Source organism: Devosia sp. SD17-2 (genome assembly GCF_029201565.1).
Classification (GTDB): Bacteria; Pseudomonadota; Alphaproteobacteria; order Rhizobiales; family Devosiaceae; genus Devosia.
In genome coordinates this window covers 1,515,873-1,530,950 of sequence record NZ_CP104002.1, presented here as the reverse complement: position 1 = coordinate 1,530,950, position 15,078 = coordinate 1,515,873, and the positions used below count along the sequence as shown (strand labels likewise).

The window sequence follows — 15,078 nt, the reverse complement described above, 5'->3', positions numbered from 1 at the left end:
GGGGTGGGTGGAAAATCTGCGCTTCCTTAGTAGGTTCCAAAACGTCCGCAAGCAGCAGCGAGGTTCTTGTCATAGTCGCGGCACCTGCTGATGAAGCCCATGGATGTCGTCGGCAATCCCGGTGGATAATCGGATGGAACGCCGTGCATTCCGAGGATGATAAAGGCGCTCCCGGCGGCACGCCTGTTCTCTAGTCGCCGAACCCGCGTTCCAGGCGCTCGATCGCAGCGTTGTAGGCCCGCTCGAACGCTATGGAAGCCTGTTGCTCGTAGGTGACGTATTCTGAGCTGGAGATGGCCTCAATGTAGGCGCTGCGCGTTTCCGCAGAATAGCGGCCCAGAGTGGTTGCGAATACAAGGAAGATATTCTCGGCATAGACCTCGGCAAACCCCTCTTCACGGGCTTCCTCGACCCAGGCCTGGGCGGATTCGACCCCTGCATAGGGGGCAGCAGCGACGTACATGGCGCGTAAATACCCCTCCACCAGCGTTTCGGCGCTCTCGGGCCCACGGTACTGCTTGAACAAGTCCGCCGCGATGCGGGCAATGTCGGTGGGCAAGGCGGCGACCTCCTGTTCAAGGGAAGCGCGCTGCTGCGGATCATCGAGGTTCATGGACAACAGCGCATCGCTGATGCGATCGCGCTGGTCGCGGAAGTCGGAAATGTTGAATGCAGTGGCCGTCTCGACGACCGCAGGGGAGAGCGCCGGCGCGAGCGCCGCCAAGTAATCGTCCCTGACAGTTTCGGCGTCGAAAGCCTCGTCCACCGCACTCTGCCATGCCTGGGCTGCATCGGCGGGAAAACCGTACTCGCTCCCCATGATCATGTGGAAGTCCTCTCGCAACCGGATGAGGGCGGCGACGTTGCTGTCCTGTGCTACGATGCTGGCGATGCGTTTGTCAGCGACCAGGGCTGCGTCGGGGATGATGCAGGAGACGTCGTAGCCTGCAACCTCCGGAGTGGCTGACGCGCCACCTTCTCCCACCGTAACCACCGACAATTCGGCAAACTGGCCGGAATAACCGAAGCTGCAATAGCCAAATCCGGTTCCCGAGCAGGACTGCACCTCGTAGATTCCCGCCGCTTTCAGCTCTTCGCTCCGCAAGTCCATCGGCTCGTCCCGCAGGATGCCCAGAACCGGTCCCCAACCGGCGGATTCAAGTTCCTTGCGTGCCTCGGCAATCGGGATTCCATAGATGTTCGGTACCGACGCCTTGCCGTCGCAAAACCGTTCAACCGTGGCCAGCTTGCGAAGGGAAACGGCGCCGCTTGTGTCAATGTGCATATCCACAACCGGCTGAGGAAGAAAGTCGCCACTCCAAATCCGGACAGCGGTCTTCTCAAAGGCCTGGACGGTCCCGATGTGTGAGGTTGCATCCCTCTCGCTATAGACCAGCCAGCGCAGCTGGTCGCCGTCGAAAAGGCCTACGTTGCCGTCGGTCATCTGGCAAGACCCGCTGGTGCCCGGTTCAAAACCACCGACGAAGCTCACCACATCCAGGCTACCAAGGGAGACCTCTCCAGTGACGACCCAACCAAGGGCTTTCGCCACCTTCCCGCCTGCTGTGTGTGGCTCGACTGCCAGATGGTCACAGAACTCTGCGTTGACCGGTCGAGGTGGCGGTGGCAGCCGCGTCAGGGGGACAGTGACAAACCCACCTGTCTGCGAGGATGCGGAATCGGCTACAGCTCCGCTCACACTGACTGCGGTCCACAGCATCAATGCTGCTGCCGCGCTAACGAGGCGCTGTCTCATTCGCTATTCTCCCATGCGAGGCGGTTCGGCCGGCGTTACCAAATTTCATTCTCGATCAGCACTACTAACTCCTGCCGCCCGTCGGCCGCCGCATCGACTTCGAAGCGCATCAACCTGAACAGGCCGAGGTAAAAGCCCCATTGGGTTCTGATGCGGATTTCGTCCGTGTTGGGCCAGGTTTCGACTGCAATCATGGTGCGGCCATCAGGTTCGTACGCAGCATTGAGCACTTCCCTGCGCTGCTGCCATTCTATGGCGGTCGCATCGATATCCGCCGCTTCTCCCGATGCGATGTCGGGCGTGGGGAAGACTTGATCCGACACGGTCCCATACTGATCTGACAGCACGAAGACCGAACTCTGGCCGGTGTCGAGGCTGCGGCAGGCAAACGCCACCATCAGCGCCGCGCGGGCTGCGGTTTCCTCACCCAGTCGCAGTTTGTAGCTCTCCGTCGGCGTGGCATCGGCCTCGCAAACGTCCGGCCGGCTCTCCTGATAATAAGAAATTGCTCGCTGGAGGGCTGCCTCTTGCCAGCCATCTTCCTCCGCCTGACCAGAGCCTACGACCAGCAACGTTGCGATCACAACGGTTAACCGGAAGAGGATCCTACCTCCCCCACGCCGCGACCAGACTTCAGAATGCAAGGCAGCCATGGACTTGTCTCCTGGGATTCATGAATGAGACGCCCCTAGCAGCCATGATATTGGTCTCACGGCCGAGAGTGCCCGCAAAAACCACGTTCGCCCAAGAATTTGGTGCGAAGCGCCGTCCTATTGGCGAAATCAGCATGGAGGCTATCTTGCGACCGATCCTGACCACCAGCATTGCTGCAGCCATTGCGGTCTTGTCGCTACTGCCCAGCGCAGCACAATCCGACCTGCTCGGCGTGCCGGGACCCATTGCCTTCCAGGGCGAGAGCTATGCCCTGGCGTGGACATCGCAACCGTCTGCCGGATACTTCAAGCAGGAATATTTGCCGAATGGGCAGGAAGCGGAAGTCTACCGGGACATGATCCTGGTAGAAGCCGTTTCGGGGGAACTGACGCCCATGGATACAGCCGCGGCGCAGATTCAGCATCTTGAGGGACGCAAAGCCAGCGACCCGATGCTCAACTACGATCTGATCCAGAATGACACTACGGGCGAGGTCCTGCTCGATTTTCTGATAAGTGACCTGCAAGCCAATCCGGCCATCGTCGAATGGAACGCCTATCGCTACCAGACTCTCGGTAAGGGTAAAGGCGTTGCGCTCATCGGCATTAGTCGTCGCGGCTATGGCCAGGATGGGGCCACCAGCTTCATGACCGGCCTCGGTGCAATGCGGAGCGAGGCCATCAATGCCTTGGCTGCGCTTTCCTTCCCCACGATAACCGTCGCTCCATGAAGTCGACCCCGCCTTCTCCACTTCATAGCTGGGGCGTTTGGCATCCTCGAGGCAAGAAGCGTGACGATCGTGTGAGAACTATCGTAAGCGGTGTTCTGCGGCCACGTAGGTGTCAGGATCTCGGGAACTGCACGACGTTGTTGCCGCGCATGAAGGCGATGGCGCCCTCGCTTTTCAGTGCGGCCAGGGCTGCATCTCGTGCCTCGCTGTCGGACCGGAACTGGTCGTCCCAGACGTGGCTGGCGTCCTGATAGTCCACGACCTCCAGGTTCCATGTCTCGTCGGTTTCGAGACGATGGATGTTGATGAAGAAGGCATAGCCATCAACGACTACCCGCTGGCTCTTGCCTGATGTGACCAGGTTGGGGTCGTCTTGATCGTTCGTAGAGGGCGCCTCGTTGCTGGTGATTTCCGATTATGCCGCCAGAGCCAACAGCGTCAATCGCCCAGCTGTGAAGCATAATTCCACGGCAGCAGATCGTTGATGCGGCTCTGCTTGTGGTCGCTCACGAGGGCGCGGAGGGTCGTGGCGAGCCAAGCGTAGGGGTCGACGCCGTTCAGCTTGCAGGTTTCGATCAGCGAGGCGATGACGGCCCAGTTTTCGGCGCCAGCATCATGACCGGCAAAGAGCGCGTTTTTCCGGTTCAGCGCAATCGGACGGATAGTCCGCTCGACGGCATTGTTGTCGAGCTCGATGCGGCCATCGGCCAGGAATAGCACCAACCCCGGCCAGTATTTGGCGATGTAGCCCAGTGCCTCCCCGAGGGGCGCTTTCGCGGACACGCGGGCGCGATGATGATCGAGCCATTCTCTTATCCGGGCGGCGGCCGGCGCCGATCTCTGCTGGCGCGCAGCCAGGCGGTCATCCGGGCCCTGGCCTCGGATATCGGCCTCGATGGAATAGAGTTCGCGGATCAGCCTCACACCCTCTTCCGCAATAGGGGCGTTTCCCGCGCGCGTTATATCCACCAACTTGCGGCGGGCATGGGCCCAGCAATAGGCGAGCCTGATATTCGAACCGACGCGTCCAGGCGCGATCAGCCGATTATAGCCGGCATAGCCATCCACCTGCAGGATGCCGCCAAAGCCCTGCAAGATCCGTTCGGCATGAAGGCCGCCTCGGCCGGGCGCGTAGGTGAAGGCAACACCGGGTGGCGCGGTGCCACTCCAGGGCCGATCATCGCGGGCTAGGGCCCAGAAGTAACCGGTCTTGGTTTTTCGGGTACCGGGATCGAGCACCGGCGCGCGAGTTTCGTCCATGAACAGCTTTGATGACCGCTTCAGATCCGCCAGCAGGGCATCATAGACCGGGCGCAGCTCGAAGGCGGCCCGACCAACCCAGTCGGCGAGGGTTGAACGGTCCAGATCAACACCCTGACGGCTAAAGATCTGGGCCTGGCGATACAACGGCAGGTGATCGGCGTACTTGCTGACCAGGACATGAGCGACCATGGCCTCGGTTGGCAGCCCGCCCGGGATCAACCGTCCGGGCGCCGGGGCTTGCACCACGCCGTCCGTGCAGAACCGGCAGGCATATTTAGGGCGACGGGTCACGATCACGCGGAACTGGGCAGGGATCACGTCGAGCCGCTCGGAGACGTCCTCGCCAATGCGGTGCAGGCAACCGCCGCAGCCACAGACCAGGCTTTGGGGCTCGATGATCTCCTCGATCCGCGGCAGGTGCTTGGGGAGCGAACCACGATTGGCGCTGCGGGGTTTGGCCGGCCGCCGGGCCGATCGGTCCTCGGCGTCCTCCTCGGCCTGGACAACCGCGATTGCCGTTTCCAGATCCTCCAGCGCCAGCTCGAACTGGTCTGGGTCGCTCTTTTCCGATCGACGCCCGAAGGCTGCCTGCTTGAACGCAGCGACCAGCTTTTCCAGTTGGGCGATCCGCTCATCCTTGCGCTGATCACGCACCTCCGCGGCGATCAGCATCGCCTTGAGGGCGGCAATATCGTCAGGAAGTTCGGCGGCATTGAGCATGACCAGAATCTACCAGATCAGGCGCCGCCGATCCCGCAGAAAGACAGGCCCTGAGTCATCCTGCCGCAGTTATTCGACCGCTTCTGGGGCCCGCGCTTCCACTGCCCGAACCCGCCGCCAGTCGAGCCCAGAGAACAGCGTCTCGAACTGCGCATGGCTCAACGTCATCACCCCATCCGTCACCGCAGGCCAGCTAAAGCTGTGCTCTTCAAGTCGCTTGTAGGCCATGACCAAGCCCGTGCCATCCCAGTAGAGCAACTTTAGCCGATCGGTCTTTTTGGCGCGGAACACAAAGACCGTGCCGGTGAACGGGTCCTCGTGCAACACATTCTTGACCAGCGCCGCCAGACTGTCGTGGCCTTTGCGGAAGTCGATCGGCTTGGTCGCCACCATGATCCGCACTCGGTTGGAAGGAAAGATCATGAGGCCGCCAGCAGCGCGTGGACCACCGAGGCAATCCGGGCCGCCGAAGCGCCTGGCTCCAGCCGAATGGCCACCGAACCCACCACGACCTCCGGCCCAGCCGACGCCACCGGCTCCGCTGACGTCACATCCCCAACAACCGGAGCGACCATCAGCGTCGCAAACTCTACCGCATCTTCTGGCGCCGGCAGCACCAGCTTCCCGTTCCGCGCAAGGGTTCGCCAAGAGCAGACATGGTTGGCCTTCAGACCATGCCGCGCCGCAACTTCACCAACGGTCGCCCCTGGACGAAGCGTTTCGGAGACAATCCGCGCCTTCACCTCATCGGGCCACTGCCGATTGCGCCGCCGTCTCCCGCCACTTGTGAGAAGCTCCAATGGAGCGTCCATGGAGAAACTCCCGCACTGACATCAACACATGCGGGATCTCACGGCCGACGAAAGGACGGAAGGTGGGGACGGAACACCGCTTACGAACTATCCGGGCTGACTCAACGGCCATGGCGGAAATGCCAACATCCTGCGCAATCTGACCCAGACCCTCTTCTACGAGGGCGGGCTGCGCATCCACGCCGCCTCCTATTGGGATTTCGCACTGCCAGAACTGGCCGCGTGGCGGCAATCTCAGGCGGGCGGCATCATGCATGCCTGTGAGATGGAAACCGCGCTCATGCTGGCCACCCGTCCGGACCTCGTCCAGATGGACAAGGCCGAGGACGTCTACCTCCAGCGGCGGGATTATTTCGGGTCGGACCTGCGGGAGTATTGGCAGAAGCAGCTCGCTGCGGGCCAATGGTGCCGGCCACACCGCTCAGCCGAAATCGCCCAGGCCGAAGACATACATCTGGTTATTTCCAACGCCGCCGAACAGTCGAAATCCCGAGCCCCAGAAAACCTTGCCATCGGCCACGGCCGGATGTGCCGCCACGGAGCCACCTGAGGCAAAGCGCCAGAGGATGTCGCCGGTTTCAGCGTCGAGTGCGAACATCTGCTCGCCTGTGGTTGCCATCGAGGCACCGAAGATAACCCCATTGGCAACCACCGACGCCGCATAGACGGCAGCGCCACTCGGTTCGGCAATTTGCCAGAGGATGTCCCCGCTCGCCGGGTCCAGCGCCGCCCAGGAGCCGCCTGTTGTCAGAGCGCCACCCTTCAATTGATGCGGAACGTGTTCGAGATTGGTCAGCGCCACATAGAGGCGCTTGCCATCCCAGGCAGCGCCCCATGTCAAACCACCCGGCTCAGACCAGGGGCCCACCACGCTGTGCCAGACGATTTCGCCGGTTACCGCGTCAAATGCCCAGTAGACACCGCTCTTTTGCGCAACGCCGACCAGATGCCGGCGTCGGCCTTCGATCTCGACGTCGAAAATCTGTGGCGAGCCCGCCGCGAACGACCAGTTGAGATAATCGGTCGGCGGCGGAACCAGGCGTTCGGGGCCGGCGGGACGCCCAATGTCGTGGACCGGAAAGGGAAAGCCTGTGCCTGGATATTCCCCACACACCCGCTGCCAGACGTCGAGCCCGGAGCCAAAAAAGCTCCACTTGACTGCCCCGGTCTTTATGTCGAGCGCGATGAGGGAAGACGCGCGAAAGTCGTCCGGAAAGGCGGTTGGGTCCCAATTGTTCGGTGCTGCCTCAAGCTGCGCCAGAACATGCGCGGGCATCTTATAGTGATGATCGGTGGTAAAAAACGCCGTGCCTGTCGTGGCATCGACCGCCGGAACGCTGATCACTGCGCCGCCGGCCCAACTGTCGAGTGCGCCGCCATTGTCGGGCATGGTGGGTGTCTTCCACAGGATCCGCCCGCTGGCGGCATCGACCGCCACCATCATGCCGATAAAGCTGGTGCGATAGCTGCGATCCCTGAGAAAACGCATCCCCTCAAGCGAAGAGGTGCCGACATAGACCACGCCGTCATGCAGGACCGGTGATCCGGTGATCAGCGCTGCAGGGTGGGTGTCGAGCCGTGTAATCCAGATGCGCTCGCCAGTTACACGGTTTGCGGCAATGAGGTTGGCGCCGGCGCGATCGCCGACGATGACCAGATCGTCGGTCACTACCACGCTGGTGCGCGCATTGGCATTCTCGACGCCGGTATAATCGGAAATCTTGCGCGCCCAGAGCACTCGTCCGCTCTGGCGATCTACGCAGGTCAGCCCGCCAGCGTCGTCGGTGAAAAAGAAGCTTTCACCGACGACGCTGGGGGTCGACCAATTGGAGCCGTCGCTGACAAGGACAAAATCTGGCCGGAGCCTTCCGACCGTGTCCACTGATATGGCCAGCTCACCGGAGGCGTGACGTGAATTGGCCACGTCCCCGTTCGAGCTTGGCCAGTCACTTATGCCATTGCGATTTATGCGCTCCAAAGTCGGCTTCATTCAGTTCGGCGGCGTATAGGGGCCGAGCGTTTCGTTGGCCTTCTGGGCAAAGCGGAACTCGAGGACGTCCTCAGCCGGAATGCGCGTCACGTTTTCGAAGTCGGGATTGTTGTAGATATAGTCGACGACATTGTTGAGATTGCCCTCGTCCATGCAGGCATCCAGGCACCACTGAGCCTTGATGAAATTTGCGATCGCCTCAATGCGCTCACGTGAGAGATCATCCCGAGCGGCTGCAGCAGCCTCCACCCATTCATCCGGGTTGTCATGCATGCGGCGTGCGGTTTCCACGACAGCATTGGTGAAACGCTGAATCGCATCGCCCTTCGTCTCGAGCGTGCTCTCCATTGCCGAAATCAGCTTTGTCGGGGAAAGCGTAAATTTGCCCAGTTCATCGGTGTTCATGATGATGTGGATACCAGGCGTGTCGGCGATCGACAGATAGGTGCCGAAGGAGACAGTGGTGGCATCAATACGCCCTGCAGCCAGCGCCTGCACGCGGACGTCGGGGGCGCCGATCGCTACGAAATTGGGCGCTTCCGAATTGGTTGCCTGCAGCATGGCCACGGTCAGATTGTGGTCAAGACTGCCGCTATCTGCAATGGCGAAGCTGTGCCCGGCCAGGTCTGCGACGCTCTCGATTTCGTCCTTGCCAACAATCAGGAAAGACCCGCCCTTCCCGTTGGCGAGAAAACCGCGCAACTGCACATCATTCTCGGCGCGCAGGCGCAGCATGGAATCGATTGTGATGTCGGCAATGTCGACAGCGCCGGAGTTCAAGGCCGCGACAGCCTGCGGTGTGCCGTCGAGGGTAATGAATTCGACTTTAACGCCGTGCTTTTCAAAAATGCCGAGATCGTCGGCCAGGTTGAAGACGGAATTGGGCGTCAGGTTGAAGCCCATATCGGCGACTGCCAGCGCCATCTTCAGCGTCGGCATTTCTGACTGGCCGAACGCGCCTCCCGCAGTAATGAGTCCGATCGCCGCGACGCCAGCGACTTTCTTTAAAATGCTTTTGAACAAGAAATGCCTCCTTCACAAACCCATTTTCGCCATTGCGTCCATGAGTTAGTACAATCGAATACTGCACTTCTGTCTGAGGCGGCACCTATCGGTGTCATAGGCTTTTTCGATCAGCCATGGTGCCCACCGCAAAGTCCCGGCTAGGCGTTGAGCCTTCACACGCCTCCTCTGTCGCCGCCCACCTGCTCGTAACCGCCCTGGCGGGCGCCGACAGGCGGCGTTTTCGAAATATTAACCATAACAATTAACATTGGCCGGACAGTTTCTACTCCTTTCGCGCCGAACACCTAACTCGTTGGGCGCCTATTCCGCGGTGTCACGTGCGTTCTCTAGCCTCGAATACACTCTGTGCTCTCGGCGTCGCGATAACGCTGTCGGGCTGCGCCAAGCCACCCCGCTCCTCCGTCGATCTTGTCACCGTGTCGTCTATCGGCAATCTGCCGGCGAACCGGGACACCGGAACCGCAAAACCAGAGCCCGCAGGGGCAATGACGATTGCCGACGCCGCGAGGCGGGCGATCGCCTGGCATCCCTCCGTCACCCAGGCCGTCGCGAAGATGAACCAGCAGGCGGCCGGGATCGGCGAGGCCGAGGATGCCTATTGGCCCAAGCTCAACTGGGGCGTCGACAGCACCTATGTCGGGGGCGCGGCCCTGAGCAATCCTGCGTTGAACCTCACCGGCAGCCAGACCCTTTACGACTTCGGCAAGACCGACAGCAGCGTGCAGCTCGCTTCCGCTGGAACGGATCGCAGCCGCGCCGAAATCGTTCTCGCCGTCGACAAGCTCGCCTATGAGACCACTCTGGCCATTATCGAGGTGCAGCGTCACCGCGACCTGCTCTCGGTCGCCGCCGCACGCGCCAGGGACATCGACGCAATCGTCGAACTCGTGCGCCAGCGCACCGCCCAGGGCGCAGGCACCCAGTCCGACATGCTGCAGGCCGAGACTCGTGCCCAGGCCGCCCGCACCGCCGCCTTGCAGATCGAAACCGAATACAAGCGCTGGGAAAGCATCGCGCTCAGCCTCACCGGAACCCAGGCGCCGCTACGCCTTCAGGGCGGCATGCCCGCGTGGCTGAACGGGGCCTGCGCAGCATCCGCCCGTATCGAAAAATCGCCCGCCTACCTCGAAGCCATGGCCGGCCACGCAGTGGCAGTGGCCCAACTGGATCAAATCCGCGCGCAGGCCATGCCGACGCTTGAGCTCCAGGGCCAGTCGGTGCCGACCTGATGCGCCTCGGGCAGACCGACCCGAGCTACAAGATTGGCCTCAATGTCAGCGGCAGTCTTTACAGCGGAGGCACCAGCGCGGCCCGCGCCGAGGGCGCCGAACATGCCGTGGAAGCCGCCAAGGCTGCCCTCGCCCTGGCGCAGGTCGAGACACAGAGGTCGTTGGCCGAAACCAGCTCGCAGCTCTCGACGATGAAGCGCCTCAAGACGGCACTGACCGAAAGCCAGTCGACGCTTGACCAGACCCGGGCGCTCTACCGCACCCAATATACCGAGCTGGGCACCCGCACCCTGCTCGACCTGCTCAATGCCGAAGACGATTACCACTCTGCCCGGCACGACGCCGTCAGCGTCGGCTATGACTTCAATACGCTCGCGCTGGACTGCGTGCGCAATTCGGGAGAACTACGCGATGTGCTGGGCCTGACCCAGGCCAGCATTCGCGGCCTCTCCATCTGATCGCCGGATCAGGTAATTGCGATAGGCAACAAACCCCGAGAGATAGTGCTCGACGTCATCGATGCGCACGCGGAACGCGTGATGCCGGATGAAGAACGACCCGATGATCCTGGCGGGATTGCGAAAATACATCGCCATCTCCGGCCAGAAGTGTCCGTTGAGCAGATGGTGCGCCCGCTTGTGCAGCGCCCGATCGAATTTTTCGAAGTCGACATCGTCCAGCAGATGCGCCAGATCCGGCTGCTCTGAAAGCCGCCTGAGCATGCGCTCGGCTGCCATCATCAGCTCGAGCAGGGTCGGGAACGTCGTGATCCGCTCCAGCACGAAATCGAGATAGCCGGCAAAATTCTGGATGCCGAACCGGAAATAGCGCTCCTCCGGCCGATACCGCGTCAGCTCGTTGACGCAGTAACTCAGCCAATGATCGTGGTGCTGCCAGTGCTCGGCGGCGATGAAATGGTCGAAGGCCTTTTCCACCGTCTCCAGCCAGAGCGAATTGCCCGTCTGCTCATAAAGCCGCATCAGCCCAAAGGCCGCCTCGCCATCGTAATAGATGGTGCGATACTCCGCCTTGACCGAGAGATCGGGGTAATTGAGCACATGCACAAACGACCCGGTCGCCCCGTCCTGCATCGACCTGATGCCATGCCCAAGCGCCTCGGCAAGAGGGAGATAGCGGTTCGATCCGGTGACATCGGCATATTTGGTGAAGGCCAGAATGGCGACCGCATTGCCCCCCAGCTTGATCTCGTCACCGCTGTCGACAAGGAAGGCCGCCTCCGTCAGGTCGGGGAGCATGACCTGTTTGATCAGATGCGTGCTGAGATAGGAAAGCGAGCGCTCGATCGCGGCCCTGAGGTCGGCATCCCCGGTGACCTCAAGGGCTTCGATCATCGAATAGGTCGTGCTGGCATGGCGCAGCGTATTATAGGCGGCGATCTGCCGGTCAAAACATGGGTGATAGCCATAACAAAGCGGCCGTCCGGCCCGACCTGATCGGCCAGAAATCGCGATGACCGGTCGACGAGGCCGTAGACATCGACCTCGCCCATCCGCTGCAGTTCCCGTCGCCCACCATCTAGCCCCGACGCGCCAACGCTGTGCAGCACCCCGCCCCCGTCGCAGAACACGCCTTCGGTGGCAAAGAGATAAAGCCCGGCCTGGGGCGCGACGGAGAGGTCCGTCTATAGAGTTTTTGAATATCGTTTTTCGAAATGGCCATGAGGTCCCACCTTCCCGGCAGGGCCAGAACGGCTTCGGGGCAAAGACGCTCACTGGTCTGCTGGTCGCCATTTAGTGCAGCAAAAACAGTATATATTTTATCAATAAAAAATGTTCGATACCAAAGGTTTAGGCAAAAATGCTCCGCACCGGCGGTAGCCAGCCGCCCAACGTTCAAAGCGTCCAACAGAAATTTCCAGTGCAGCCTAAATACACATTGGGCCCAATTTGACCCTTCGGACAAAAGGGGCAAGGCTTGCGCCTTGCCCCTCCAGAATTCTCAAAATCGGAAGTAGACTTTATTCTCCGACTATATTTTCAGAGACCCGCAAGAAACGCATCGATGCCGGCTTGGGCGACTTCCGTGTCCTGCGCTGGCGTGCCCGAGCTCACGCCAATACCGCCGACGACTTCGCCATCAACGCTGAGCGGAAGGCCACCGGCAACCACCATCAGGCGGCCGTTAATCGCCGAATTGATGCCATAGGCGGGCGAACCGGGCTGGCTGGACGTGCCGTAGTCACCCGTCGCCTTGCGCGCACCGGCAGCCGTGAAGGCCTTGTCGATGGCGATGGTGATCGAGGTGATCTTGCCGCCATCCATGCGCTCGAAAGCGATGAGATTGCCCGATTCATCCGTGATGGCGATGCACATTGGCACGCCGATCTCCCGCGCCTTGTCCCGCGCACCCTGGAGCAGCACCTGTGCGTCCTGCACGTCAATCCGCTTGAGAGTCAGCATGAAAGTCTCCTGTAATACAATTATACAAACGCACGAAGGTTCAGGACTGCTCCTAAAGCGTTTCCGTCCAAAGTGGAAACGCTTTTGCGGCGTGGAGACGCCAGCATACGAAGCGGCATAGGGATTTCACGGCCGCCTCCCTCCTCTCAGGCCTTGCCGCCATAGGGCACATTGCGCCCGCCATAGCGCCGCACCCGGATATTGGCCTGCTCGGCATGCCCCACAAACCCCTCCAGCATGGATAGGCGCGAGCCATATTCGCCTACCATGGCCGAGGCTTCGTCACTGTTGACCGTCTGCCAGGTGCAGGTCTTCAAAAACTTTCCAACCCACAACCCGCCCGTATAGCGCGCCGCCTTCATGGTCGGCAGCGTATGGTTGGTGCCGATCACCTTGTCGCCATAGGCCACATTGGTGCGCGGGCCGAGGAACAACGCCCCAAAGTTGCGCAGATTGTCCCGGAACCACATGTCCCTCTCGGTCATCACCTGCACATGTTCGGAAGCAATGCGGTCGGCTTCAGCCAGCATTTCCTCATAGCTCTCGCAGACGATCACCTCGCCGAAATCCGCCCACGACTTTCGCGCGATATCAGCCGTTGGCAGGATTTCCAGCAGCCGCTCGATTTCCGCCATCGTTTCCCGCGCCAGCTTTTCGGAATTTGTGAGCAGGATCGCCGGCGAGGTCGGCCCATGCTCGGCCTGCCCCAGAAGGTCCGTCGCGCAGAGCTCGCCGTCCACCGTCTCGTCGGCAATCACCAGCGTCTCGGTCGGCCCGGCAAAAAGATCAATCCCCACGCGCCCATAAAGCTGCCGCTTGGCTTCGGCCACAAAGGCATTGCCCGGCCCCACCAGCATGTCGACTGGGTCAATGCTCTCGGTGCCGATTGCCATGGCGCCAATCGCCTGGATCCCGCCCAGCACATAGATCTCGTCGGCCCCCGCCATCGCCTGCGCCGCAACAATCGCTGGCGCCGGCTTGCCATTGAACGGCGGCGCACAGGTGATCACGCGCGGACAACCCGCCACCTTGGCCGTCAGCACCGACATATGCGCCGAGGCCAGCAGCGGATATTTGCCGCCCGGCACATAGCAGCCCACCGCACTGATCGGCACATGCTTGTGCCCCAGGATCACCCCCGGCAACGTCTCCACCTCGAGATCGAGCATGGTCTCGCGCTGCTTCTGCGCAAAATTGCGCACCTGGATCTGCGCAAACTCGATGTCGCGCACTTCCTCATCGGTCAGCTGCGCAATGCAGTCATCGATCTCGGCCTGGCTCAGCCGGAAATCGGTCCGGTCCCATTTATCGAATTTGACCGAGAGCTCGCGGATCGCCGCATCGCCGCGCTTTTCGATATCGGCGAGAATGCCTTCAACCGTGGCGCGCACCTGCCGGTCCGCCTCTGCCCGCTCCTCGACATCCTTACCGCGCTTGAGCCAAATGGCCATAAGATATCCTCCAGCAATCAGAGCTGTTTCCGGCCCAGGGCCGGCAGTCAGTCAAACGTAAAATTCAGTAGCGCGCCAGCGGATCGACTAGCCCTTCCAGCCGCTCACCAGCCAGATAGCGATCGAGATTGCGCCGGAAAAACGCGGTGATATTGGCGTCGCTCTGCGGCGAGCTGCCCGAAATATGAGGCGAGATCCGCACCTTGGGGTGGCTATAAAGCCAGTGCCCATCCGTCAGCGGTTCAGGCACGGTCACATCCAGCGTCGCCGCCCCCAGCTTACCATCGAGCGCGGCCCTGAGCCCGTCTTCGGTGATCACCTGGCCGCGCCCGATATTGATCAGATGCGCGCCGTCCTTGATCCCGGCAAGCGTCTCGACATTGAGCATGCCGGCCGTCTCCTCGGTCAGCGGTGTCGCCACCACAATATGGTCCGACCGCGAAATCAGCTCGCCCAGCGAAACGATCTCGACGCCTTCCATGCCGCTCGGCCCACCCGAGCGGCGCGTGCCGATGATCTCCATGCCAAAGGTCTGGGCCTTTTCGGCAATCGCCTTGCCGATCTCGCCAAAGCCGATGATCCCCAGCGTCTGACCGTTGAGCGTGCCCAATCTGGGCCGGGGCTGCCACTGCCCGGCCCCTCTCACCCAGATCTCCGGAATGAGCTTCACCTGCGCCAGCATCGCGGCCAGCACATATTCCGAAATCGGCACGGCATAGCCGCCACGGGTGACACAGACCTGCGGCACCTCGAAAATCCAGTCCGGATATTTGTCGATGCCGGTCGAGCGCAACTGCACCCATTTGAGGTTGAAAGGCCAGCCATCCGGCTTCACCATCCCCCGATGCAGCCCGATTTCCGGGCTGTTCTGGTTGATCAGCAGGATTTCCGCCTCGGCCGATACCTCCCAGCCCGTCTCGGCATTCGCTCCGAGGGCGCGAAAATCCACGCCCTCGGGCAGCACGGCCGCAATTTTGCCAGCCAGCCGCTCATCATAATTATGCGCGATCATGACCGGCATCGCGTT

Annotated in this window: 15 protein-coding genes; 3 read left to right on the top strand and 12 right to left on the bottom strand. The window is 61.3% G+C overall.

Features of this window, described 5'->3' with window-relative positions:
- Positions 1–190: 190 nt before the first annotated feature.
- Positions 191–1,756: a hypothetical protein gene (locus tag NYQ88_RS07475; RefSeq protein ID WP_275654321.1), complete on the bottom strand. Its 1,566-nt coding sequence runs from the start codon at positions 1,754–1,756 to the stop codon at positions 191–193.
- A gap of 35 nt (positions 1,757–1,791) precedes the next feature.
- Positions 1,792–2,409, bottom strand: a complete 618-nt coding sequence (locus NYQ88_RS07470; protein WP_275654320.1) for a hypothetical protein — start codon at positions 2,407–2,409, stop codon at positions 1,792–1,794.
- A gap of 20 nt (positions 2,410–2,429) precedes the next feature.
- On the opposite strand from NYQ88_RS07470, the gene NYQ88_RS07465 reads away from it, so the two are divergent.
- Positions 2,430–3,140 (top strand): hypothetical protein, encoded by a 711-nt coding sequence (locus NYQ88_RS07465; RefSeq protein WP_275654319.1) that lies wholly within the window; start codon positions 2,430–2,432, stop codon positions 3,138–3,140.
- A 112-nt stretch (positions 3,141–3,252) separates the two neighbouring features.
- Here NYQ88_RS07465 and NYQ88_RS07460 read toward each other — a convergent pair whose 3' ends face one another.
- The 6 genes from NYQ88_RS07460 to NYQ88_RS07435 form a co-directional block, all read right to left on the bottom strand.
- The gene (locus NYQ88_RS07460) at positions 3,253–3,399 is read right to left on the bottom strand and encodes a hypothetical protein (protein WP_275651118.1); all 147 of its coding nucleotides are present in this window, start codon (positions 3,397–3,399) and stop codon (positions 3,253–3,255) included.
- 179 nt (positions 3,400–3,578) lie between these two features.
- On the bottom strand, positions 3,579–5,123 hold the full coding sequence (locus tag NYQ88_RS07455) for an IS66 family transposase (RefSeq protein WP_275651119.1): 1,545 nt from the start codon (positions 5,121–5,123) through the stop codon (positions 3,579–3,581).
- A 69-nt stretch (positions 5,124–5,192) separates the two neighbouring features.
- The gene (gene tnpB, locus NYQ88_RS07450) at positions 5,193–5,546 is read right to left on the bottom strand and encodes an IS66 family insertion sequence element accessory protein TnpB (protein WP_275651120.1); all 354 of its coding nucleotides are present in this window, start codon (positions 5,544–5,546) and stop codon (positions 5,193–5,195) included.
- Positions 5,543–5,935 carry a transposase gene (locus NYQ88_RS07445; RefSeq protein WP_275651121.1) on the bottom strand — a complete coding sequence of 131 codons (393 nt, stop codon included), beginning with the start codon at positions 5,933–5,935 and terminating at the stop codon, positions 5,543–5,545. Before NYQ88_RS07445 ends, tnpB begins: the two co-directional genes overlap by 4 nt.
- Before the next feature lie 421 nt (positions 5,936–6,356).
- The gene (locus NYQ88_RS07440) at positions 6,357–7,859 is read right to left on the bottom strand and encodes a PQQ-binding-like beta-propeller repeat protein (RefSeq protein WP_275654318.1); all 1,503 of its coding nucleotides are present in this window, start codon (positions 7,857–7,859) and stop codon (positions 6,357–6,359) included.
- 66 nt (positions 7,860–7,925) lie between these two features.
- Positions 7,926–8,948, bottom strand: a complete 1,023-nt coding sequence (locus tag NYQ88_RS07435) for an ABC transporter substrate-binding protein (protein ID WP_275654317.1) — start codon at positions 8,946–8,948, stop codon at positions 7,926–7,928.
- A 320-nt stretch (positions 8,949–9,268) separates the two neighbouring features.
- On the opposite strand from NYQ88_RS07435, the gene NYQ88_RS07430 reads away from it, so the two are divergent.
- Both NYQ88_RS07430 and NYQ88_RS07425 read left to right on the top strand, forming a co-directional pair.
- Positions 9,269–10,180 carry a TolC family protein gene (locus tag NYQ88_RS07430; RefSeq protein ID WP_275654316.1) on the top strand — a complete coding sequence of 304 codons (912 nt, stop codon included), beginning with the start codon at positions 9,269–9,271 and terminating at the stop codon, positions 10,178–10,180.
- The gene (locus tag NYQ88_RS07425; RefSeq protein ID WP_275654315.1) at positions 10,180–10,638 is read left to right on the top strand and encodes a TolC family protein; all 459 of its coding nucleotides are present in this window, start codon (positions 10,180–10,182) and stop codon (positions 10,636–10,638) included. The genes NYQ88_RS07430 and NYQ88_RS07425 overlap by 1 nt, the downstream gene beginning before the upstream one ends.
- On the opposite strand, the gene NYQ88_RS07420 is transcribed toward NYQ88_RS07425, so the two are convergent.
- The 4 genes from NYQ88_RS07420 to NYQ88_RS07405 form a co-directional block, all read right to left on the bottom strand.
- A complete protein-coding gene (locus NYQ88_RS07420) occupies positions 10,585–11,532 on the bottom strand; it encodes a hypothetical protein (RefSeq protein ID WP_275654314.1) in 948 nt (315 codons plus the stop codon). The genes NYQ88_RS07425 and NYQ88_RS07420 overlap by 54 nt on opposite strands.
- A 645-nt stretch (positions 11,533–12,177) precedes the next feature.
- On the bottom strand, positions 12,178–12,600 hold the full coding sequence (locus tag NYQ88_RS07415) for a heme-binding protein (protein WP_275654313.1): 423 nt from the start codon (positions 12,598–12,600) through the stop codon (positions 12,178–12,180).
- A gap of 146 nt (positions 12,601–12,746) precedes the next feature.
- Complete coding sequence (hisD, locus tag NYQ88_RS07410) at positions 12,747–14,051, bottom strand: histidinol dehydrogenase (RefSeq protein WP_275654312.1); 1,305 nt, start codon at positions 14,049–14,051, stop codon at positions 12,747–12,749.
- Positions 14,052–14,115: 64 nt separating this feature from the next.
- Entirely contained in the window at positions 14,116–15,072 is a 957-nt protein-coding gene (locus tag NYQ88_RS07405) for an NAD(P)-dependent oxidoreductase (RefSeq protein WP_275654311.1), read from the bottom strand.
- Positions 15,073–15,078 lie beyond the last annotated feature (6 nt).

Coding starts and splice junctions, on each gene's coding strand:
- hisD (WP_275654312.1), bottom strand. CDS start 14,051: ATGGCCATTTGGCTCAAGCGCGGTAAGGATGTCGAGGAGCGGGCAGAG.
- NYQ88_RS07470 (WP_275654320.1), bottom strand. CDS start 2,409: ATGGCTGCCTTGCATTCTGAAGTCTGGTCGCGGCGTGGGGGAGGTAGG.
- NYQ88_RS07465 (WP_275654319.1), top strand. CDS start 2,430: ATGAATGAGACGCCCCTAGCAGCCATGATATTGGTCTCACGGCCGAGA.
- NYQ88_RS07420 (WP_275654314.1), bottom strand. CDS start 11,532: ATGATCGAAGCCCTTGAGGTCACCGGGGATGCCGACCTCAGGGCCGCG.
- tnpB (WP_275651120.1), bottom strand. CDS start 5,546: ATGATCTTTCCTTCCAACCGAGTGCGGATCATGGTGGCGACCAAGCCG.
- NYQ88_RS07405 (WP_275654311.1), bottom strand. CDS start 15,072: ATGCCGGTCATGATCGCGCATAATTATGATGAGCGGCTGGCTGGCAAA.
- NYQ88_RS07475 (WP_275654321.1), bottom strand. CDS start 1,756: ATGAGACAGCGCCTCGTTAGCGCGGCAGCAGCATTGATGCTGTGGACC.
- NYQ88_RS07455 (WP_275651119.1), bottom strand. CDS start 5,123: ATGCTCAATGCCGCCGAACTTCCTGACGATATTGCCGCCCTCAAGGCG.
- NYQ88_RS07425 (WP_275654315.1), top strand. CDS start 10,180: ATGCGCCTCGGGCAGACCGACCCGAGCTACAAGATTGGCCTCAATGTC.
- NYQ88_RS07445 (WP_275651121.1), bottom strand. CDS start 5,935: ATGGACGCTCCATTGGAGCTTCTCACAAGTGGCGGGAGACGGCGGCGC.
- NYQ88_RS07415 (WP_275654313.1), bottom strand. CDS start 12,600: ATGCTGACTCTCAAGCGGATTGACGTGCAGGACGCACAGGTGCTGCTC.